This window comes from Microvirga vignae (genome assembly GCF_001017175.1).
GTDB classification, from domain to species: domain Bacteria; phylum Pseudomonadota; class Alphaproteobacteria; order Rhizobiales; family Beijerinckiaceae; genus Microvirga; species Microvirga vignae.
Window position 1 is genome coordinate 1 of sequence record NZ_LCYG01000087.1, and the last position, 335, is coordinate 335.

The window sequence follows — 335 nt, forward strand, 5'->3', positions numbered from 1 at the left end:
AACCTCAAAAAAGCCATGGCGGCCTGAACCAGGCCTGCCCCGCACGAGCCCCTCACACCGGAAAGGGCGCAGCCACCGCTGCGCCCTTTCCTGTCGCAGGACCGCGCGGCGCGTCAGACGAGGAAGAAGTCGGCCGCCGTCAGCGCCTTGCCGGCCCCGAGCGTGGCCAACTTCACCGCAGCCCCCGCCCCCGAGCCATCGGCGTCAAACCACAGCGCCCCCGTGCCGCGGTCGTACAGGATCTTCTGGTCCGCCGTCCCCGCCGCCACGCCCAGCCGGAACGCCGCCGTCGCCAACGTCCCCGCCCCGAGACCGAACAGGCTGGCCGACAGCTG

General features: G+C 72.2%; 1 pseudogene. It reads right to left on the reverse strand.

The window, feature by feature from the left end:
* Window positions 1-113 precede the first annotated feature (113 nt).
* Window positions 114-335 (reverse strand): annotated as a pseudogene (locus AA309_RS35490) (calcium-binding protein); the annotation flags it as partial.